This is a genomic window from uncultured Hyphomicrobium sp. (assembly GCF_902826555.1).
In the GTDB taxonomy this organism is placed as follows: Bacteria; Pseudomonadota; Alphaproteobacteria; order Rhizobiales; family Hyphomicrobiaceae; genus Hyphomicrobium_C.
Genome location: NZ_CADEFI010000036.1, coordinates 1 through 2,943 on the forward strand (window position 1 = coordinate 1; position 2,943 = coordinate 2,943).

Genomic DNA, 2,943 nt, shown 5'->3' on the forward strand with positions numbered 1-2,943 from the left:
GCACGCGTCAGTGGGCTACGCGCACGCATCATGAAAGCTCGCCGAGCTGAAAAGCAGCGATGCTCACCGGCATGCGCGCACGATTTAAGTGCTCGGCAGATCCAGTGCACTTGCGGCCATGCCCCAATAGTTCGATCCTCTTTTAACGGAGCGATTCGGCGAATCGAAGGGGGACGCAATGCGAATCAAACTGGCTTTGGCGGTCATCGCGAGTCTCGTGGCGATCCCGGCCTTCGCTGCCGACAGACCGGCACGCGGCATCTACGTCGGCGTTTTCGGCGGCGGCGGCACCAGCACCGACACCGACGTCGTCCAGCGCGGCACCGCGTATTTCATCGAGGCCCAGGGAGGCCCGTTGTCCATCAATGCGATCGGCCAAACCGACAGCGGAGGAGTGGGGTTCGTCGGCGGTCAGATCGGTTATGAAATCTCATATCCCTCGGTCGTGCTGCCCGCGTTCGAGATCGAAGGATTTTATCTCGACGCGGACACGCGGAATGCGACACTGCAAAACAGCAATGTCCGCGGTGCGGAGCAGACGTTCGACAACACCTTCCCGATGCACAGCGCCGTCCTTCTGGCGAACCTGGTCTTCAGCTTTCCGACAGTCTATCCGGGCGTGACGCCCTATATCGGTGGCGGCATCGGCGCCGCGAGCGTCGATGTCGATAGCGCAAAATCTCTGCAGACCAACCCGGCAGAGGGCGCCCTCAACCATTTCAACTCCGGCCCCGACGCCTCCGCCTGGACCTTCGCCGCTCAAATCAAGGCCGGTATTCGCATCGCCATTAGCAGCAACGCCTACGTGTTCGGCGAATATCGCTACCTGTACCTCGGCGCCGTCGATCAGAGCTTCGGGCCCACCGTGGAGGCCGCACATGCTGCCACCTCCGCCTGGACGGTGAGCTTCGACGAGACCTCCTACCATCTGGGAACCGCCGGCATCGGGTTCAATTTCTAGCCTGACGCCGTAGCGGTTAGGTCCACAAGGCCACAACAATCCGTCGTTGTGGCCGCCGGCGGAGCCCCGCCCTACTCTTCCAGCTTCCATCCCGCCCGATCCCCCACTAGTCTCCGCCGCCATGACACGCGGCAAATTCATCACCTTCGAAGGCGGCGAGGGCTCGGGCAAATCCACCCAGGTGGCGTTGCTCGCCGAACGCTTGCGCGCGGCGGGCCTCGGCATCGTCGTCACTCGCGAGCCGGGTGGCACCCCGCTGGGAGAGGGTATTCGATCGTTGGTGCTCGACGCCGCTCCCGAGCCCACGACCGAGCTCCTGCTGTTCGCGGCCGCTCGCGCCGAGCATGTGGCGAAGGTCATCCGCCCCGCACTCGATCACGGCACCTGGGTTGTCTGCGATCGCTTTATGGATTCCACGCGCGTCTATCAGGGTCTGCTCGGAGGCGCGCCCGGAGATCTCATCGGAGCACTCGAAATCCGCACCATCGCGCCCACCTATCCCGATCTGACCCTCGTTCTCGATCTACCGGCCGAAGCAGGATTGAAGCGCACCGAAGCGCGCGGGGCCTTGTCGCGTTTCGATGCCGAAAGCACGGACTATCACAAGCGGCTGCAGGACGGCTTTCTGGCCATCGCTCGCGCCGAGCCGGCCCGCTGTGCCGTCATAGATGCCGACCGGTCCGCGGAAGACGTCGCCGCCGACATCTGGAGCACGGTGAAGTCGCGTCTTCTTGGCGGGGTGCGGTGATGGCCCGCGCGCCGGTCACGCACGAGATCGAGGAGTTGCCCGAGGCCGATCGCCTCGACGGCTTTCCCCATCCGCGCGCGACGGAACGCCTCTACGGTCACGAGGGCGCTGAGGAGATGCTCGCCGACGCCTTCGCCTCCGGCCGCATGCATCACGGCTGGCTGATCACCGGTGTCGAAGGCATCGGCAAGGCGACGCTGGCCTATCGCTTCGCCCGTCATGTGCTCGCCGACCCCGCCGAGCGCCAACACGGCACGCTCGACATCGCACCGGAGACGCGCGCCGCGCGCCAGGTCCTCGCGCTCTCACATCCCGGACTGCTCGTCATCCGTCGCGCCTGGGATCAGAAGACCAAGCGCTTTCCGGCCACCATCCCCGTCGACGAGGTGCGCCGCCTGAAGGCCTTCCTCGGCCGCACGTCCGACGCCGATACCTGGCGCGTCGTCATCGTCGATCGCGCCGACGAGCTGAATATCTCCGCCGCCAATGCGCTCCTGAAATCGCTCGAGGAGCCGCCGCCGCGCACCGTGTTCCTGCTCGTGTCGTCGGCACCGGGACGCCTGCTGGTGACGATCCGCTCGCGCGTGCGCACGCTGGACTTGGCCCCGCTCGCCGGCGAGCCCCTGCGCCGAGCCGTGACGCAGGCGTACGTGTCGAGTGGGGACGAGGTCGAAGGCGCGGCTCCCGCGGCATCGGAGTGGGAGCGCCTGACGCGCCTTGCCGACGGCAGCGTGCGCCGCCTGCTGGCCCTCCAGGCCGCCAAAGGGCTCGTCCTCTATGACAGGATTTCCGCGATGTTGAGCGGCCTGCCGACCGTCGATTGGGCGGCCGCTCATGCCCTCGGCGACGAACTGTCGGGGCAGGCCGCCGATCAGCGCTACGAGCTCTTTTTCGAGCTTCTGATGAGCGCCGTTGCCCGCCTCGTCGATGCGGAGGCCCGCGGCAAGGGCGATGCGGACGAGCTGGCCCTGGCGCACCGCCTGATCGGCCCCGCACGGCTTGCCACCTGGGCCGGCTTGTGGGAAAGAGTGGCCGCGGACAAGGCCGATACGGCAGCGCTCAACCTCGACCGCAAGGCCCTGATCCTCGACGTTCTCTCCCGGCTGGAGACGGCCGCTCGCTCATAGACCATGATCGCTTCGGACCCTATCAGTCCGAGGCGTGAATCATCGGTCTTGCTAAATGACCATGATCGCTTCGGGCCCTATCAGTCCGAAGCGTGAATCATCGGTCT

Annotated in this window: 3 protein-coding genes; all 3 read left to right on the plus strand. The window is 65.9% G+C overall.

The annotated features are described in order from the left end of the window. Window positions 1-178 precede the first annotated feature (178 nt). The 3 genes from QZV93_RS13780 to QZV93_RS13790 all read left to right on the plus strand — a co-directional run bounded on the left by QZV93_RS13780 (window position 179) and on the right by QZV93_RS13790 (window position 2,836). Window positions 179-961, plus strand: coding sequence for an outer membrane beta-barrel protein (locus QZV93_RS13780; protein ID WP_295559205.1), 783 nt, complete (start codon window positions 179-181; stop codon window positions 959-961). A gap of 121 nt (window positions 962-1,082) precedes the next feature. After that, window positions 1,083-1,709 carry a dTMP kinase gene (gene tmk / locus QZV93_RS13785; RefSeq protein ID WP_295559206.1) on the plus strand — a complete coding sequence of 209 codons (627 nt, stop codon included), beginning with the start codon at window positions 1,083-1,085 and terminating at the stop codon, window positions 1,707-1,709. Then, window positions 1,709-2,836: a DNA polymerase III subunit delta' gene (locus tag QZV93_RS13790; RefSeq protein ID WP_295559207.1), complete on the plus strand. Its 1,128-nt coding sequence runs from the start codon at window positions 1,709-1,711 to the stop codon at window positions 2,834-2,836. The genes tmk and QZV93_RS13790 overlap by 1 nt, the downstream gene beginning before the upstream one ends. Window positions 2,837-2,943 lie beyond the last annotated feature (107 nt).

Coding starts and splice junctions, on each gene's coding strand:
- QZV93_RS13780 (WP_295559205.1), top strand. CDS start 179: ATGCGAATCAAACTGGCTTTGGCGGTCATCGCGAGTCTCGTGGCGATC.
- tmk (WP_295559206.1), top strand. CDS start 1,083: ATGACACGCGGCAAATTCATCACCTTCGAAGGCGGCGAGGGCTCGGGC.
- QZV93_RS13790 (WP_295559207.1), top strand. CDS start 1,709: ATGGCCCGCGCGCCGGTCACGCACGAGATCGAGGAGTTGCCCGAGGCC.